Origin of the sequence: Okeania sp. (assembly GCF_035285525.1) — a bacterium.
In the GTDB taxonomy this organism is placed as follows: Bacteria; Cyanobacteriota; Cyanobacteriia; order Cyanobacteriales; family Microcoleaceae; genus Trichodesmium.
Window position 1 is genome coordinate 1 of sequence record NZ_JAYKGW010000132.1, and the last position, 16,652, is coordinate 16,652.

15 protein-coding genes and 1 pseudogene are annotated in these 16,652 nt (G+C 32.1%); 12 read left to right on the forward strand and 4 right to left on the reverse strand.

The window, feature by feature from the left end:
* Positions 1-199 precede the first annotated feature (199 nt).
* On the reverse strand, positions 200-742 hold the full coding sequence (locus tag VKJ25_RS12520; protein ID WP_324236964.1) for an EF-hand domain-containing protein: 543 nt from the start codon (positions 740-742) through the stop codon (positions 200-202).
* Positions 743-951: 209 nt separating this feature from the next.
* On the opposite strand from VKJ25_RS12520, the gene VKJ25_RS12525 reads away from it, so the two are divergent.
* The 3 genes and pseudogenes from VKJ25_RS12525 to VKJ25_RS12535 all read left to right on the forward strand — a co-directional run bounded on the left by VKJ25_RS12525 (position 952) and on the right by VKJ25_RS12535 (position 3,194).
* Complete coding sequence (locus VKJ25_RS12525; protein ID WP_324236965.1) at positions 952-2,286, forward strand: FAD-binding oxidoreductase; 1,335 nt, start codon at positions 952-954, stop codon at positions 2,284-2,286.
* A 231-nt stretch (positions 2,287-2,517) separates the two neighbouring features.
* Positions 2,518-2,808, forward strand: a pseudogene (locus VKJ25_RS12530) (element excision factor XisH family protein).
* A 50-nt stretch (positions 2,809-2,858) separates the two neighbouring features.
* Positions 2,859-3,194, forward strand: a complete 336-nt coding sequence (locus tag VKJ25_RS12535) for a XisI protein (RefSeq protein WP_324236966.1) — start codon at positions 2,859-2,861, stop codon at positions 3,192-3,194.
* Between the two features lie 242 nt (positions 3,195-3,436).
* Here the strand turns inward: VKJ25_RS12535 and VKJ25_RS12540 are convergent, their stop codons facing one another.
* The 3 genes from VKJ25_RS12540 to VKJ25_RS12550 all read right to left on the reverse strand — a co-directional run bounded on the left by VKJ25_RS12540 (position 3,437) and on the right by VKJ25_RS12550 (position 7,012).
* A complete protein-coding gene (locus tag VKJ25_RS12540; protein WP_324236967.1) occupies positions 3,437-4,153 on the reverse strand; it encodes a 4'-phosphopantetheinyl transferase family protein in 717 nt (238 codons plus the stop codon).
* A 254-nt stretch (positions 4,154-4,407) separates the two neighbouring features.
* Complete coding sequence (locus VKJ25_RS12545; protein ID WP_324236968.1) at positions 4,408-5,001, reverse strand: Uma2 family endonuclease; 594 nt, start codon at positions 4,999-5,001, stop codon at positions 4,408-4,410.
* An 877-nt stretch (positions 5,002-5,878) separates the two neighbouring features.
* Positions 5,879-7,012: a cob(I)yrinic acid a,c-diamide adenosyltransferase gene (locus VKJ25_RS12550; protein ID WP_324236969.1), complete on the reverse strand. Its 1,134-nt coding sequence runs from the start codon at positions 7,010-7,012 to the stop codon at positions 5,879-5,881.
* A gap of 974 nt (positions 7,013-7,986) precedes the next feature.
* Between VKJ25_RS12550 and fraC the strand changes: the two genes are divergently transcribed.
* The 9 genes from fraC (at position 7,987) to VKJ25_RS12595 (ending at position 16,309) form a co-directional block, all read left to right on the forward strand.
* Positions 7,987-8,490: a filament integrity protein FraC gene (gene fraC / locus VKJ25_RS12555; protein WP_324236970.1), complete on the forward strand. Its 504-nt coding sequence runs from the start codon at positions 7,987-7,989 to the stop codon at positions 8,488-8,490.
* Positions 8,487-9,509: a DUF5357 family protein gene (locus tag VKJ25_RS12560; RefSeq protein WP_324236971.1), complete on the forward strand. Its 1,023-nt coding sequence runs from the start codon at positions 8,487-8,489 to the stop codon at positions 9,507-9,509. The genes fraC and VKJ25_RS12560 overlap by 4 nt, the downstream gene beginning before the upstream one ends.
* A gap of 60 nt (positions 9,510-9,569) precedes the next feature.
* A complete protein-coding gene (locus VKJ25_RS12565) occupies positions 9,570-10,343 on the forward strand; it encodes an ABC transporter permease (protein ID WP_324236972.1) in 774 nt (257 codons plus the stop codon).
* 949 nt (positions 10,344-11,292) lie between these two features.
* Entirely contained in the window at positions 11,293-12,111 is an 819-nt protein-coding gene (larE, locus tag VKJ25_RS12570) for an ATP-dependent sacrificial sulfur transferase LarE (protein ID WP_324236973.1), read from the forward strand.
* Positions 12,112-12,376: 265 nt separating this feature from the next.
* The gene (locus VKJ25_RS12575; protein WP_324236974.1) at positions 12,377-13,069 is read left to right on the forward strand and encodes an SAM-dependent methyltransferase; all 693 of its coding nucleotides are present in this window, start codon (positions 12,377-12,379) and stop codon (positions 13,067-13,069) included.
* A 377-nt stretch (positions 13,070-13,446) separates the two neighbouring features.
* Complete coding sequence (locus VKJ25_RS12580) at positions 13,447-13,782, forward strand: PadR family transcriptional regulator (protein ID WP_324236975.1); 336 nt, start codon at positions 13,447-13,449, stop codon at positions 13,780-13,782.
* A gap of 14 nt (positions 13,783-13,796) precedes the next feature.
* The gene (locus VKJ25_RS12585) at positions 13,797-14,399 is read left to right on the forward strand and encodes a hypothetical protein (RefSeq protein WP_324236976.1); all 603 of its coding nucleotides are present in this window, start codon (positions 13,797-13,799) and stop codon (positions 14,397-14,399) included.
* A gap of 3 nt (positions 14,400-14,402) precedes the next feature.
* Positions 14,403-14,699, forward strand: a complete 297-nt coding sequence (locus VKJ25_RS12590) for a hypothetical protein (RefSeq protein WP_324236977.1) — start codon at positions 14,403-14,405, stop codon at positions 14,697-14,699.
* Between the two features lie 470 nt (positions 14,700-15,169).
* Positions 15,170-16,309, forward strand: coding sequence for a histidinol-phosphate transaminase (locus VKJ25_RS12595; RefSeq protein ID WP_324236978.1), 1,140 nt, complete (start codon positions 15,170-15,172; stop codon positions 16,307-16,309).
* The last annotated feature ends 343 nt before the right edge of the window (positions 16,310-16,652 follow it).

The window sequence follows — 16,652 nt, forward strand, 5'->3', positions numbered from 1 at the left end:
CCATTTTTGTTCTTTAACTAGAACTTCATAAGCTAGTTTTTGGGCTTCAATGATCTCTTGTTCATTAGTTAAAATTCTAGCTTCCATAATCTTATTTTTATTCAGTTTTATATCTAGTATTTATGGAGATTAACTATAGAATAATTCCCCTATTTGGGATTACTTAATAGGGGAATATTAATAGGATTAATTCCTCAAATTAATAAGGACCAAAAAAGAGGTTTCCGGGAGCATCGGGGTCATCACTCCCATGAAATTGTTGCACTAATTCCACTAATTCGTCTTTAGTTATACCACCGTCACCGTTTAAGTCTAACTTGGGAAAAATTTCCACAGCTAATTCTTCAGGAAGGCGCCAGCTCCGAAAAATAGTTTTGTATTCTTCCAAACTAATAATTCCATCTCCATTTAGATCCAATAACTCGAAAATCTGATTCGCGAGGTCAATATTCGTTTGGTACATATCTGGACTATTTATGCGATGCTCGCCATGTTCGAGCCATTCTGCTAGCTCAACTTTACCATCATTGTTTTTATCCGCATCTTTTCGTAAATATTCCCAGTCCTCCATAAACTTTGCATGAAGTTCCTCGTATTGTGGCGTTCCTTGAGATAAATTACGCATTTGAGCAAGATTCTGGAATATTGCTTCAAAATCGTCTTTTTCTACTACACCATTTCCATTAGCATCATAGACTTGAAACAAGCGAGTCCACTTTCTAGTTTGTAGTTCAGTCAGCATATTTTTGTTTTCTTTATTTAATAAGAATACACTACACACAAATCATTCTAATCATAAAATTCTTAAAATGTCAATTTAGCAGAAAAAGAGGGTTTTATGTTGGGAAGTACATTAATAATTTTTATGCAAATAAACTCAACAAATATGCTATAAAAATAAATGGGAATTAAAATAATTCCCTAACAGTCAAAAAGATTAATTTAATCACAATGATTTTACAAAAAAATAAATTTAATATACAAGAATTAGCAGCTATTCTTGCCAAAGAAAATATTAGTTTATGGGAAAATATTGACCCCATTAAAAAACAACAAATATCACAGGCGATCGCTCCTAATAACACCATTAACTGCATCATTTATCCAGAAACTCAAACTCAACTATCTGATGTCGTTGCTTGCTGCGCCAAAAATAATTGGGTGATATTACCTTGCGGTAGCGGTAGTAAACTTCATTGGGGAGGTTTACTCAAAGTCGATCCAACTACTCACGACGAGGGAATAATAGTTGTCAGTTGCGATCGCCTCAACGGTCTCATCGAACACGCTGTTGGTGACTTAACTGTTACTGTGGAACCGGGGATGAAATATACAGACTTACAAGCAACTTTGGCAAAAACAGGTCAATTTCTGCCTATCGATCCTGCTTACCCGGAAGCTGCAACTATTGGGGGTATTGTTGCTACTGCGGACACTGGTTCCCTACGGCAACGCTATCGGGGTGTGCGAGATATGTTATTGGGTATTAGTTTTGTGCGTTCAGATGGAAAAGTTGCTAAAGCAGGAGGACGGGTAGTTAAAAATGTTGCCGGTTACGACTTAATGAAATTATTTACAGGTTCTTATGGCACATTAGGTATTATTAGTCAGGTTACTTTTAGGGTTTATCCCATACAAGAAGCATCGGGAACTGTGGTTTTAGTGGGTGAAAAAAATAACATTGCTCAAGCGACTAAAACTTTATTATCTTCTGCATTAACTCCTGTTGCTATTGATTTAGTTTCAGTTAATTTAGTTAAAGAATTAGGCTTGGGTAAAGGTGTGGGATTAATAGTAAGATTTCAAACTATAATAGACAGTGTTGAAGAACAAGCAAGTAAATTATTAGAAGTTGGAAATAGTTTAGGTTTAAATTCTATTCGTTACGATGGTAATGAAGCAGAATTATGGAATAAATTAAAACAGAAAATTTGGCAATCTCAGGAGAACAAAGAAATAATTTGTAAGATAGGAGTAATGCCGAATAAAGTTGTAGAAACTTTAGAGCAACCAGTTCTAGAAAATGGTTTAGGATTAATTCATGGAGGTAGTGGTTTAGGAGAATTACGTTTTAATTATGTTACTATTGAAACTATTCTAGAATTACGGCAGTGGTGTGAATCCACAGGTGGATTTCTGACAGTTTTAGTAGCGCCATTAGAGATGAAACAAAAACTTGATGTTTGGGGTTATAATCAAAATGGTCTGGAGATAATGCGGCGAATTAAACAAAAATTTGACCCTCAAAATATTCTTAATTCCTATTCTTTTGTGGGTGGAATTTGAAATAATTATTAGTGTGCTGTTTAATTGATTAACCGTCTTATTTCGGAAGCTTCAACAGAGACTTTTGATATTCCGAAATCAATCTTATGGTTTTTCCTATCTCAAAAACTTTTTTCAGTCAGATAAAAATTAAGTTTATACAATTTATGGTTGAAAAGGAATAAACCAATGCCAGTTCGAGATGCTTTTCATAATTCAGTACGACACGCTTTAGAAAAAGATGGCTAGCGTATTACCCATGACTCACTTCATATTGATTTAATAGATATAGAAGTTTATATTGATTTGGGTGCAGAAAAACTTTTAGCAGCAGAACGAAATAATGAAAAAATTGCAGTAGAAATCAAAAGTTTTTTAGGGAGTTCTACAATTTCATAATTTCACCTAGCATTATGTCAATTTATCAATTATAGATTTGTTTTAAATGAATTTGAACCTGAACGTCAGCTATACCTAGTAATTCCATCTGAAACTTATCAAGTATTTTTTAGACGGAAATTAATTAATAAAACCACCCAATAACAACAGCTAAAATTTGTGATTTATGAACCAACATTGGAGGTAATTCAACAATGGATAATGTAGACAAATATAGTAATTTAATTCAACAAATTTTGCAAGAATATGCTAGCTATAAATCTCTTAATAAAGACATAGAAGGAAAATTTGTTTGTGATACCAAAAATCATCACTATCAAATTGTAAATATAGGTTGGCAAAATAAAGTTCGGGTTTATGGATGTACCTTACATTTAGATATCAAAAATGGAAAAACCTGGATTCAACACAACACAACAGAAATAGATATTGCTGAAGAATTAGTGAATTTAGGAGTGCCAAAACATGATATTGTTATTAGTTTTCATTCTCTTTTTAAGAGACAATTTACAGAATATGCAGTTAATTAGATTTTAGTGAAAAAAGCAGGGTGTTGTTAAATCAAAGGATAAATATAAGTGGGATGGGCATCCTGCCCGTCCGAAAATATAAGGAACAGAAACAGCCATCTTGCTTGTTCCACAAAACTATTAAAATCATCCCACATTTCATTTATGCAATTCTAAAAGTAGACTTTAGGGAGGATAAGGAGACAGAGAAAGTAGGAGGAATAATTCCCTTATTTAAGGTTTTTCTGCCTTCTTCATTCTTTCTATATTTGCCAAAAACTCAAGTTTTGATTTTTCCCTGCTACTACTACAGCAGCTATATAATTATCTTGAGGAATAAATTGATATAAATACCAATTAGAAGCTTCCTGAATATTTCCATTGATACAAAAAAACTCTACTTTTTTTTCATAATTTAAACTAATTTCTACTTTTTCTAAACCACCTGCTAACCCATCTCCAGTTGCTTTTAAATAAGCTTCTTTACAAGTCCATAATTTGAAGAATGTTTCTTGTTTTTTTTCAGACGGAAGTTCACTAATAAAGTTGTATTCTTGGGCAGAAAAAAAACGTTTTGCTAAATTTTCTGCATCATTCATTGGGCGAATATATTCTAAGTCAATACCAATTAAATTAACTTTGGTAATGCCATATAAAGCTAAATCTTGAGAGTGAGATAAATTAAATAATATTGATGTATTTTTTAAGTATGGTTTGCCGCGATCGCTATAACTAAATTGTAGTTTTTGGGGTTCAATATTTAAGTAATGGCTGATAATTTTTCTGAGTTTTGCTCTAGCAATAATAAAGCGATTTTTGTCTCTGGCAAAATGAAATTTGTTGGCTCTTTCTATTTCGTCTGAAGATAATATTGTTAATAATTTCTCAATTTGAGAAGGGGATAATTTTAGATTTGCCCTCCAAATATGAACGTTATTTGGTGATAATTCTAATCTTTTTTCTGGCGGTTCAAGAAACATTTATTATTGATTTTTCTATATTATTTAAGTAGATAGGTACGAATAAACATCACTATTTAATGAAATCAGGACTTATACGGGAGGAACCCCCTTTATAGGAGAAATCGTTGTTTTGAACAGTAATAATCTAGGTTCGTACCGGGTTTCTGGGTTCGTCTGCGTAAGTCATGGAAATATTAAAGTAGTAAAAACCCTTGAGATTGATTCCTTCCACGGAGTTACCATCACTGCGGACATACTTGTAAATTTTAATTTTATTCAAGAAAAACTACATCTTCATAAATCAAGGAAAGTAAACAGTGAAAATCAACACTGGTAAAATAAACTTCTTGGTCTATTTGATTGTAATTAGATTCTTCTATTGAGTAACTCGTAAGTTCCCATTTTCCTTTTTCATTAAGTCGATAACTATCTACATTCATAGTTTCCGTTTCAATTAAAACATATTCTTTTAAAGTATTAATTTGACGATAATTTCTAAATTTTCTGCCTTGGTCAAAATTTGCTGTACCCGGAGACAATACCTCTATAATCAAATAAGGATGATAGACTATTTGCCTAGCATTTAGATCGCGATCGTCACAAGTAACCATGACATCAGGATAATAAAAAGGACCTTTTTCAGAAATTCCTACTTTGGCATCTGCCATAAATACTTTACATCCTTTACCACGGAGGTGATTTTTCAGTGCAGAAGCTAAGTTTAATGCAATTGAGTTATGTCCAAGACTTCCTCCAGTCATGGCATAGATTTTCCCGTGAACATATTCGTATTTGATGGGTTGTTGTTTTTCCCATTCAAGATATTCTTGGGGGTTCATTGGTTGAATTTGCGGTTTGGCAATCATTGACTCAATTTTCTAACAAAATACTATTAAATTTCTACTATCATATCATTTTTGGTGGGGGTTGTTGTTGTTATTAATTGGAGTGGTATGATCTATTTTTTATTAGGAAATCAAGTTAAAGGATTATTATTATTTTTAGGTTCGGGAGTAATTTTTATAGTTGCTGTAATTTTGTTTTTTTAAGTTGTTTGAGAATGATAAAAATTATCAAAAACATCTTTTGAGAATGCAGATTTAACTAATGCTATTTTTGATGAAGTAATTATTAGACATTTCCAGAAAAGAGGGGACAGGGAACACTTAACTCTTAACTGGGAAGAAGAATTGATAATTTATAGATAATAATTGATTTTACTTTTTATTTTTGGAGATGTCTATTGAAGATAGTAATTTTTTCGATGCTGTTAGAGAACAAAAAACTAAGCATTTAGGTGTCAACTATTCAGGTTAAAAAATAGAGCATTTTAGTTTAACAAGGAACTATCTTTTTCAATAACTTTCTCTGTAACTTCCCTAAATCCTGAATCTGTAGGGACGTTGCATGTAACGTCCCTACAGAGTGCTTTAACAATAAAGATTTTTACCCTAAATATTCCTAATTTCTACCTAAATTTAACCATTCATTAGGAAGCACATTATAGAATCTTAATACAATTGAGATTTGTTTGTAATATATTGCGAAAAAAAATTAATCAATGATTTATCCTCTTAACTTCGGCAAACTAAGTTGAATAAAAAGTCATGCTAATGGGCGAGTTAACCCCAATATATAATTACTCTACCAGAAATAATTGCTAAATGCAAGCTTATTCTCATTCTTTTTTTTTGGAGGTGCTTTATAAAATGTGAAAATTTTTGCTTCAGCACCTTCTTCAATTTAAAAATCAACACCACGTTTTAATTCCACCCCATGATTAGCATAATGTTTATGACAGAAAACCTCTGAATGAACGCTAGCCAAATCAAAATAATCAGGTGGATTCAAACAACGACCAGTAATAATAATTTCCGTATCTTTTGGCTTCCTTAATAACGCTTCAACAATAGGCTCTACTGACAATAATTCCAAATCTACAGTAGGATTAAGCTCATCTAAAATAATAGTCTTATATAAACCAGAAGCAATCGCAGCTCTAGCTATTTCCCAACCTCTTTCTGCCTCCACAAAATCTATCTCCTTTTGTTGCCCACGCCAAACAATAGCATCCCCACCACAACGTTGATGATCCACCAAATTAGGATAACTCTGGCGCAAAGCAGCGATCGCTGCATCTTCCGTATAACCCATACCTCCTTTCAGCCATTGTATAATTAAAACTCTATGGGACTGGTCTTGACTAATACCCCTACCAATCGCCTGTAATGCTTTTCCTAAAGCACTGGTAGACTTACCCTTCCCCGCACCAGTATAAATTTCAATCCCCGTTATTCCAGCACCTCTAGCTTTGGAATGTTGGTGAGGCTTCATTTCTGAATGTAAGTCAGCGATGTCCAACAAACCCTGGGGAGCAGCACGACCTGTAGCAATAATTTCTAATTGTTCTGGTTTATTTTTAATAGTATAAATTACTTCATCCAATGGTAGTAAACCTAAATCCAATACTGGGTTTATTTCATCCAGTACAACTACAGAGTATAAGTCCGAAGCGATCGCTCCTTTGGCCACATCCCAACCACGTTGGGCTTCTTGATGGTCAAATTTAATGATTTTATCGGGGCCAAAATATTCAGAACGACCTGTCCGTACTTGGTCTATGAGATGAGGGAAACCTTTTTGTAATGCTTCTATGGCTGCATCTTCGTCATAGGAGCGACCAGGGCCTTTGAGGAATCTAAGTAATAATACTCTGGTGGGAGAGTCAGAATGTATACCAAGACCAATGGAACGTAAGACTACTCCTAATGCAGCTTGGGACTTACCTTTACTTGCTCCATCGTAGACATGAATTTGCCCGACAATTCTTTCTGACATAAGTTGTGCGGTGCGTATACCAATGCCGTTTCTTCTCATAGGTAGTTATTTAGATTTTGTGATTTTTAATTTTGGTTATCTAATTTAGTCAGGACTTATGCAAGATATACAATTATATACCATTTGTAGGTACCATTTGTAGGGGTTAATGAGTGTTAACCCTTACTAGATATAGTAGTTCTGTGTAAGCCCTGTTATATCAAGTATTATTAACAGGAATTACGCAAAGATACTATATATAGAGTTAAAAAACTATTGCACAATAGTTTTTAGCACCATATCTAGGGTAACTGTGTAAGTTATGATTAATTAGCCTAATTAGTCATAATAAATCGGCTATTTTTAGTTATCCAGGAATTATGCAAAGGTACTATATATAGAGTTAAAAAACGATTGTGCCAGAGTTTTAAGCATCATATCTAGGGTTGCTGCCTAAGTCCTGTTATCTTTAGATGACTTTTGCTATGCAGCTCAGAAATTTATTTCTGGGCGGATGACAAAGCCAGTCAAGGTTGCCAAGGATTTTAATCCTTGACTAATAGCTTAAGTCATCTTTTAGATGACTAAATTATTTATAATATGAAATGCTAATCAATAAATCAATAGTATGATAATTATTAGTAAGCATTCAGCGGTCAGCTATTGCTTTTAGTTTTTGATAAAAGCTTTATGATACGGTTCCCGATAAATCAGAAATTTTATCTGATTACAAAATTCATTTTTCAAGTTTATATTTGTTTGAATCTCCTCCTGAAAATTGAGGTTTTTATTGCTGTTAGCTGACAGCCAATAGCTGAATGGTTATATAATAATATGAAATACCTTGATATTTGGTACTGGAAATTGATAGACAGATGGAGGAGATAGAAAAGATAAGAATATTCATAAGTAAAATTCATTATAAAAGATATTTAAAATTACATAATTCCATTAGGATATACAGCTATGACAAGCAAGATGCTTGTGCTACAACTGAAAAAAATTTTAGTTCCTTATTTTTTTGATAATTAACTATGAATTTAATCATTTTACCTTTAAGGGCGATTGTTTCTGAATTTTTAATATTATTGATGGTAATTGCCATCGAATCATATTTTTTTCAACTCCGACTTAACTTCATTCCCAAAGTTAGCATTCAATATGCGACTGTAATAAATTTAATTTCTACTTGTGTAGGATGGATTTTCTTTTTCTATGGTGTAAGTATCCTACCAAATAAGTTAGAAGAACAAATAGTGGCTTATATTTTATTTGGTAAGATTGAAAATATTTATCATCTGTTTATACTTGCGATATTTGTGATTTTTTTAACTTCTCTAATTCTCAAGTTAGTAGGTTTTAATTTGTGTGAGTATTTATGGAATGGAAAACCTCAAAATAATAGAATTAGTATTAGTTTATCTCAACCTTTGAGAGAAATAATGACACCAAAGTTTATGGTAATTACAATGGCTCATATTTGTAGCTATTTAGCAATATGGTTTATTTTATTGTTGCAGAGGTTTGAACTAACATGAAAGCAATTTGGAAAAGTGTAACTGATTTGTTCGGGGGTATTATTGTTTTTTTCAAGGATGCTCTCAATTTAATTTTACCCCCTAAGTTTTGGCATTGGCAGACATTTTTATTATTGACGATAGTTTTATGGTTATTGTCAACAATTATTGGTGAAGTTGATAGTAACAAGAAAGAAGAAATTAATTTTATTTCTAGTTTAGCTTGGCTATCTTTAACAATTGCTATGGGATGGCGGACTAATCAAAAACCATTTATTTTCAAGGAAATAAGTTTGTCTCCTTGGGTGACAGGAGGATTAATTTCCTTTCTTTTATATCAAAATTTGGCAAACAATACTAAGTACATAGCTGTTGTTAGTTGGCCGATAATTTCTGTCTCTATAGCAGCAATAATCCTAGTATTAAGTTCTTCTGAAGCCACAACAACAGCTAAAACTTCTCAATTATCAAAACCAAGTTTTGTCACCTTAATTTTAGTGAATTGTTTGATTAGTTGTTGGTTAGGATTGTATTTCTTGATTCAGGATATAGTGCAACAATATCCAACAATGGGAGCAGATGATTTAAGTGGAAGTACCTTTGTTTATAGATTAAAAACCCCTTCAATAAATGATAATGGAGGCACGAAAATTCTTAACTTGATGGAAGAAAGATTAAACAATGATTTAGGCACTCAAAGATTGGGATTGTCAGTACCTAAAATGAAGTTGAGGTTAGAGAGTCTTAAAGATGAAGTGGCTAAGGAAATATCTGTTAAAGAAAATGATTTATGGGAGTTAAAAACAGGAATACTTTCTAAACAGTCTGGATATGAGTTGGATTTACAATTATTTTGGCAAGGATTTACAGCAAAAAATGAAAGTTATTATCTGAGTAGAAGTTGTAAAATAGGAGAAAAAGTTACCCGCAGAAATTCTGGTTCTACAGCACCAATTCTAGTTGGTAAGGTTGAATGTAGTGCTGTCAAAAAAAATGATTTTAAACAAGAAAGTGAACAAAAGAGTATAGAGAAAATTTAAAACTTGATGGTTGGTTACTAAAAGCTTATAAAGTTTAAATAGGAGGTTAGAAAATATTTTATGAATCCAGGGAGAATTATCACAATTTCTCAGAATGTATTTTGGGAAGTAATTCGCGATCGCATCTTTTATTTAATTGGCTTTTTTGCTTTATTAATGGTAGTTGCTGTCAGGTTAATTCCAGAATTATCTGTAGGTACACAGGATAAAATAATTTTAGATTTTGGGTTAGCAGCTATTAGTATTTTAGGTTTAATTGTGACAGTTTTTATTGGTACTGGTTTAGTAAATAAAGAAATTGAAAAACGTACTGTTTATCTTCTGGTTGCTAAACCTTTGAGTCGTTCGGAATTAATTGTTGGTAAACATATTGGTTTATCGGCAGTTTTGGGTGTTTTATTAGCAGCGATGACTATAATTTATGGATTAATTCTGAGTCTAAATGGAATTTATTACCCTATAGGCAGTATTTTAGTAACTGTAATTTTTATATTTATTCAATTGTCGTTACTAACGGCAGTAGCAATTTTATTTGGTGTTTTTACCAGTTCTTTATTAGCAACATTATTAACATTTAGTATCTATTTAATGGGAAATTTAAGTAGAGATTTGGTGAAGTTGGGTGATTTAACTGATAACCCTGGAATTGAAAAGTTAATGATGGGATTATATGTGGTATTGCCAGATTTAAGTAGATTAGATTTAAAGAATGATGCAGTCTATGGTTTACTGCCAGATATTGTTACTTTATTCACTAATTTTGGTTATGCTTTGGTCTATATAATTTTGGTTTTATCTATTACTATTACTGTCTTTTCTAGAAGAGAATTTTGAAATTAGGGAGTAGTAAGAAGATTAGCTTAGTAATATTTATTAGGTAATAACTTAGAGATTTTTGGTGGTAGTAAATTCCCATTATTTATGTGAGAAAAATAGTGGGATCATCTTGCTCTCATCCTAACCAAGTATTTCTTTATTTAGAAGGAAAAAGAAAGAGGGAAGAAGGAAGAAGGAGGAGGAAAAAAGGAAGGAAGGAGTAGGAAAATTACATTCAACTTCTCTAACATTAGATGTAGGTTGGGTTGAGGAACGAAACCCAACAAAAATCTTTTTTGGGATATATTGCTTTTGCATAAGTCCTGAATCATTTATTAGGGGAGTAAAAACTAAAAAATAGTAAATAAAGACAAAAATAATCTTGATGAAAAAATTAGAATAACTAAGAAATATATTCATTGAAATGGATAAAGTATTAATTACTGACTCCGGTGCCATAAATAGCACTATCAATAATTGATAATTAATAATGAAAAAATTAGAATAACTAAGAAATATATTCACTGAAAAGGAAGAAAAAATAAGGAATAAGGAAGAAGATTAGTTAGTAATATTCATTAGATAAAAACTTAGATATTTTCCTAGTAGTTAATTGCCATTATTTCTGTTAGCATCTTACTGCCATCCTAACCAAATATTTTCTTATCTATCACGTTTGGTATATAACAATTATATTAAATAGGTTGTCATAATTTAATGGTAGGGGTTTGGTCTCCAAACCCTAGCCAAAATCAGACCAGTAAACCAAACCCCTAGAGCTTTTTTCAAAATCATTTATTAGAAAAATAAGCACTAAAAAGTAGTAAATAAAAATCAAAATAATCTTGATGAAAAAATTAGAACAACTAAAACATATATTCACTCAAATGGATAAAGCATTAATTGCTGACTCCGGTGACATAGACAGATAGCATTATAATTAATAATTAATCATGGATAATTAATAATGAAAAAAATAGAACAACTAAAAAATATATTCACTGAAATGGATAAAGCATTAATTGCTTACTCTGGTGGAATAGATAGCACTTTAGTCGCCAAAATTGCTTATGATATTTTAGGTAAAAAAGCATTAGCAGTAACTGCTGTTTCTCCTTCTTTATTACCAGAAGACTTAGAAGATGCTCGCATCCAAGCAGCAATTATTGGTATCTCCCACGAAGAAGTAAATACTAATGAAATGGAAAATCCAAATTATACTTCTAATCCCATAAACCGTTGTTATTTTTGCAAAAGTGAATTGCATGACACCCTCAAACCTTTAGCTTTAAAAAGAGGTTATTCTTATGTAGTAGATGGAGTAAATGCTGATGATTTACGAGACTATCGTCCGGGTATTCAAGCAGCAAAACAAAGGGGTGCAAGATCGCCTTTAGCAGAAGTAGAAATTACTAAATTTGAAGTTAGACAAATTGCCAAAGAATTAGGTTTACCTTGGTGGGATAAACCAGCTCAACCTTGTTTAAGTTCCCGTTTTCCTTATGGGGAAGAAATTACTTTGGAAAAGTTACAAAGAGTCGGACGTGGAGAAAGATATTTACGAAATTTAGGATGGAAAAATTTACGAGTTCGTTCGGAAAAAGATACTGCTCGAATTGAAATTTTGCCTGAAGAAATTAAAGATTTTGTATTAACCACAGACTTGCCTAAGTTAGTGGAAAAATTTCAAGAGTTTGGCTTTATTTATGTCACTTTAGATTTGGAAGGATATCGCAGTGGAAAGTTAAATCAGGTTTTGTCACCAGAGGTATTACCGAATAATTAATAATTAATAGTTAATAATTAATAATTAAGAGTTTATAGTCAATAATTATTCATTCAACAATTTATGTCTGCTTTGGATAGGGGATAAATCAAAAATTTTTCTTTGAGTCAATCCCCTTCTTTGAAGAAGGGGTAATTATTAATTGCTGAAAGGAAATTTAGGAGAAACAATGTACAAGTTAAATGACAAAAATATTCTAGCCCCCGATAGGTCTACCTCATAAAAACGGCAAGGGGTGTAAAAGGAAAATTTTAGGAATTTAATTATGACAATTAAACTAGAAAAAGTAGTTCCTTGGGGCAGAAATATTGATGAATATATTTCTATGTTTGACCTAACTTCAACAGAGAAAAATTTAACTATTCTCGACTGTGCTGGAGGACCGTCAAGTTTTAATTATGAAATGACTTTGCAAGGATACAATATTATTTCTTGCGACCCAATATATCAGTTTACTGCTGATGAAATTTATCGACGTATTCAGGAAGTTTATCAATATATTGTTGATGAAGTAAAAGAAAATTATGATACTTTTGTTTGGCAAAATTTTCAGTCACCTGAAGATTTAGGAAAAGTCAGAATAGTAGCTATGGAAAAATTTCTACAAGACTTTTCCACTGGTGTTCAACAGAAACGTTATTTAACTGCGGAATTACCAAATTTACCTTTTGAGGATAACAAGTTTGATTTGGCTTTATGTAGTCATTTCCTATTTTTATATTCCGACCAATTTTCAGTAGAATTTCACCTAGAATCAATTTTGGAAATGTGTCGAGTTGCTAAAGAAGTAAGAATTTTTCCTCTGCTGAAAATGTCTGGAGAAATATCCCCATTAGTAATGCCAATAATTGCAAAATTATCAACTAAAGGATATCAAGCAGAAATTAAACAAGTAGATTATGAATTTCAAAAAGGAGGTAATCAAATGATAAGTATTCAGTCCTCAGTTATTAAATAAGTAGCTATTACAGCGGATTCCATTTTGATGAGGAACACCCGTCGCGACCAAGATGCCTAGAGAAATTTAATTGCTGAATCTGTACTTCATGTTTCTGGAATATATTTTATAAATGTTTGTTACACTTTATTTAGTATAATAGTCACTACAAAGTCTCTATGTAACATCTGTACGGAAGAAATAAAATAAGAATAATTAACGCTAAATAGCTCATAATTATCAAAAAATCTATTAGACTAACTTTTATTACTTAATAATTGAAGTTTCATTTAAGTGTAGTATTATTTTTTTGAAATTGAATATAGTATCAATTTGCTTGAAAATATCAAAGGTTTAGATATATATTTGTATAGTGATAATTAATCAAAAAATAAATAATGGCCAAACATAACCAAGAGCGATTTTTCGATTTGTCGCCCAAGGAAGAAGCGGTACTGTCATCGGTTCTATACCAAAAACGTTATGGATTAGAAATTATTGAGGCTGTCAAGGAAGCTAGTGGTGGGAGGATTGAACTAGGATTTGGTTCTCTTTATCCGACCCTACATAAGTTGGAGAAAAAAGGTTTTCTAGCAGCACATTGGGGAGATGAAACTCCTGAAGAACGTGGTGGAGCAAGACGCAGATATTACCAGATTACAGGTTTAGGGAAGAAGGTACTTCAAGAAAAACAAAATTTCTTGAATGATTTAGCAGTATGGCAACCAATTTGATGAGGAGTAAAATAATGAAAAATTTAGGAGTAGTAATGGCAAATTTCAAGTGCTATGTCTACTATATTTTAATTCTTCTAGTTGATGGTTTTCGTAACCCCAATCTATTTGCCAAAATAACTCCATCACAAAAAATAATTGACCAAGCATGGAAAGATAAAAATGAAAGATTTCTTTGGCAAACTTTGTCAAAATATCCACAAGATATCTGCAAAGTTATTTTGTTTTCAATCTTCTTTATTTACTGCACAATTTTCCGTCCTGGGAGTGATTTTTTCAGTATAGTTATGCGAATTGTAGGTTGGTCATGTTTGTATTTAATTTTAGTAGGTCCGCCACTAATATTGTTAGGGAAATTTTTCTGGAAACGGATAATTTTTAATTCAACAAAACCTTGGGATTTAAAATTATCTTATTTTCTAACTAAGCTATTTGTTGAAGAACTTGAAGAAGAAAGTCGTGGAGATTTAACAGAGGCGAGAAATAAATTAGTTAAACAAGGATATTCAAGATGGTTAGTTAGTCTTATTACTTTGATACGAGCATTGAAAATATGCTTTTATTTCTGGTTATCTAAATTTCAGTATCTTGCCAATAACTTTTTACTTAGGAGATAATATATGTTAAAACAAAATGCAGACTTAGATTTACTTCGCTCTCTAATTAATGTAATTGAATCAGAAAGAAATGAGAGAATTTATTTAGAAAATCGAGTCAATAGAATTGAGAATCTAGTTTATTCTCAATCCAGCAAATTTCAAGATATTAAATATCAACTCAAAGATTTAGAAGGAGAAGTTGCAGAAGTCAGGATAAACAATCAAGTTTTATCTGAGAAAAATGCAGAACTCGAAAATTTACAACATCCTTACTCAAGCAATGCAACAGCAATTTGTAATTACCAGGAAAATGATTAAAAAAATGTCTCTAGTGCGGGCATCTTGCCCGCGACTGGTGTACCTCACGAAAGTTGAATCCCCTGTAACATTGCACTTAAACTATAACTTTTTTAGTTACATTTCAGAATAAAAAAAATGTTTCACAAATTTTTCATTTCCTGAATAATTGCCTGAAGTTTATAATCAATGATATGCTCTAATTAAAAAGAAAAAATTATTCAATCTTACAATTTATTGAATTTTCCCAGTGCGATTTTTTCGAGAATCGTGCATCTTGCTTGCGTAGGTGTACCTCACTAATAACTGAAATAACCTATGTTCACTTTTCACAGTTTGATATTCCCGCCCTACCTACTTTTGAAAGGAGGGAGCCAACCAAAAGTCCCCCTTTCAAAGGGGGATTTAGGGGGATTAAAATTGCTATATTCAGGTGTATAAATCCTTGATTTTTACCTGAAGTTACTGATAACTAATAACTGAAATAACCTATGTTCACTTTTATTCGTTCAGACCTCAATAACCTAAAAGCTTATACTCCTCATCCCGGAGGTAGTTCAGAAATTCCTTTAGATAGATTAGATACTAATGAATTTCCTTATGATTTGCCTGATAATTTAAAACAAAAATTAGCTGAAAATTATCAACAGTTAATTGAAACCAACCGTTATCCTGATGGAGGTCATTTAGAACTAAAAGAAGCAATAGCTAAATATACAAATCAAGCAAATCCCTCCGCAAATATTTCTCCTAATAATATCTCCGTTGGTAATGGTTCCGATGAATTAATTCGCTCCTTATTAATTGCTACTTGTTTGGAAAATCAGGGTTCTATTTTAACCGCAAATCCTACTTTTTCAATGTATTCTATTCTGGCTAAAACTCTAGGAATTTCTGTAATAAATGTCGGCAGAAAAGAAGCCAATTTTGAAATAGATATTACTGCTGCTCAAGATGCTATTAATGAAACTAAAAATCCTGCCATCAGAGTAGTATTTGTCGTTCACCCAAATTCTCCAACTGCTAATGCTTTAACTTCTGAAGAATTATCATGGTTAAAAAGTTTGTCAGATGATATTTTAATAGTAATAGATGAAGCTTATTTTGAGTTTAGTCAAACTTCTCTCGTTGAAGAATTAAATCAACATCCAAATTGGGTAATTTTGCGAACCTTTTCTAAAGCATTTAGACTAGCTTCTTTAAGAATAGGATATGCGATCGCTCACCCAGAAGTTATTATTAATTTAGAAAAAGTTCGTCTTCCTTACAACTTACCAAGTTTTTCTCAAACTGCTGCTAAATTAGTTATTAATAATAGTCAAGATGTTCTATCTTTTATCCCAGAGATTTTGACAGAAAGAACTAAATTATTGACTGCCTTTAGGGAAATTCCTGTTTTACAGGTTTGGGAAAGTGCTGCTAATTTTTTATATGTTCGACTGACAGATGAAGGATTAAAATTAATGGGTAAAAATTCTCAAGATGAAAGTTTAAAAAGTTTAATGGAGCAACTTAAAGCTCAGGGAACTTTAATTCGTCATACTGGTGGAGGATTAAGAATAACAGTCGGAACTCCTGAAGAAAATCAGCGAACAGTTGAGAGAATTAAAAGTATTTTTAGTATCGAGTAGGCAGTAGTTAAGAGTGAGGATTTAGGGAAGTCATAGGGGCGCCCTACTGTGGTATATTAAATAGCAAAATTTTTAGCAGCAATAAAGCAGCTCTGCTATATCTCTAAATTATCCATTATTAATTACAGGACTTACGCATTAACGCTGTTAGTAGTGGACCGTTTCATCTAAAATGGTGCATTAGGAAGACACCGTAGGGGCGGGTTTTACAAGTGAACAAGTCAACTAGATAAACCCGCCCCCAGTGATATAAGCCAACGTTTCCGGGGCGGGTTTATATAAATCCTAGAAATCTATGAAAATTTCCGATCAAACCCGCCCCTACCTATTGCACCATTTTAGA